This window comes from Halomonas daqiaonensis (genome assembly GCF_900109725.1).
Taxonomy (GTDB): Bacteria; Pseudomonadota; Gammaproteobacteria; order Pseudomonadales; family Halomonadaceae; genus Halomonas; species Halomonas daqiaonensis.
This window is the reverse complement of the sequence record NZ_FOBC01000044.1, coordinates 1-1,197: the sequence shown is the minus strand read 5'-3', so window position 1 is coordinate 1,197 and position 1,197 is coordinate 1. Positions and strand designations below refer to the sequence as shown.

Sequence of the window (1,197 nt, the reverse complement as noted above, 5' to 3'; positions counted from 1 at the left end):
CGCCGATGGTGCGTCCCACCACCTTGGATGACTGGGTGTCGCCGTGGGCGATGGCCTCGATGGCTTCGGCCGCGCCGCGGCGCAGCGAGTGGACGTTGACGATGTCGCCGCGCCGCACGTGGGTCAGCAGGCTGCCGATGGTGGCCTGCTGGGGGGAGATGGCGATGTCGATCTCGCCGCCCTGCACCAGGTCCACGTAGGCGGCGTTGTTGATCAGCGTCAGCACCTTCTTGGCGCCCATGCGCTTGGCCAGCATCGACGACATGATGTTGACCTCATCGTCGTTGGTCAGCGCGCAGAAGATGTCGCAGTCCTCGATGTTCTCCTCCTCCAGTAGCCGCTTGGCGGTGGCGCTGCCGTGCAGCACCACGGTGCGGTCGAGGCGTTCGGAGAGCTGGGTACAGCGCTCGAGGTTGTGCTCGATGATCTTGACCTGGTGGCTGTGCTCGAGGTGCTCGGCCAGGCGCTCGCCGATGTTGCCGCCGCCGGCGATCATGATCCGGCGGAAGTCGCGGTCGAGGCGGCGCAGCTCGCTCATCACCGCGCGAATGTCGCGGCGGGCGGCGATGAAGAACACCTCGTCGTCGGCCTCGATCACGGTGTCGCCACGCGGGATGATCGGCCGGTTGCGGCGGTAGATGGCCGCCACCCGGGTGTCCACGCTGGGCATGTGGCGGCGCAGGAAGCCCAGTTCCTGGCCGACCAGCGGGCCGCCGTAGAAGGCCTTCACCGCCACCAGCTGCACCAGGCCGCCGGCGAACTCCAGGACCTGCAGGGCACCGGGGTGCTCGATCAGCCGGCGGATATGGTCGGTGACCACCTGCTCGGGGCTGATCAGCACATCGATGGGCACCGCCTCATGGGCGAACAGCCCCTTGCGGGTCAGGTAGGCGGTGGCGCGCACTCGGGCGATCTTGGTCGGTGTGCGGAACAGGGTGTGGGCCACCTGGCAGGCGATCATGTTGACCTCGTCGGTGTTGGTCACCGCGATCAGCATGTCGGCGTCTTCGCAGCCGGCCTGACGAAGCACAATGGGGTAGGAGCCGGCCCCGGCCACCGTACGAATGTCCAGGCGGGTATGCAGCTCGCGCAGGCGCTCGCTGTCGGTGTCCACCACCGTGATGTCGTTCTCCTCCCGGGCCAGGTGCTCGGCCAAGGTGCCGCCGACCTGGCCGGCGCCGAGAATGATGATCTTCA

The 1,197-nt window shown here is 67.8% G+C and carries 1 protein-coding gene; it reads right to left on the bottom strand.

Annotated features, from left to right (window positions below; genetic code table 11):
* Nucleotides 1–1,197: Trk system potassium transporter TrkA (trkA, locus tag BMY30_RS17450; RefSeq protein ID WP_139195560.1), on the bottom strand; the 1,197-nt coding region annotated here is incomplete at both ends.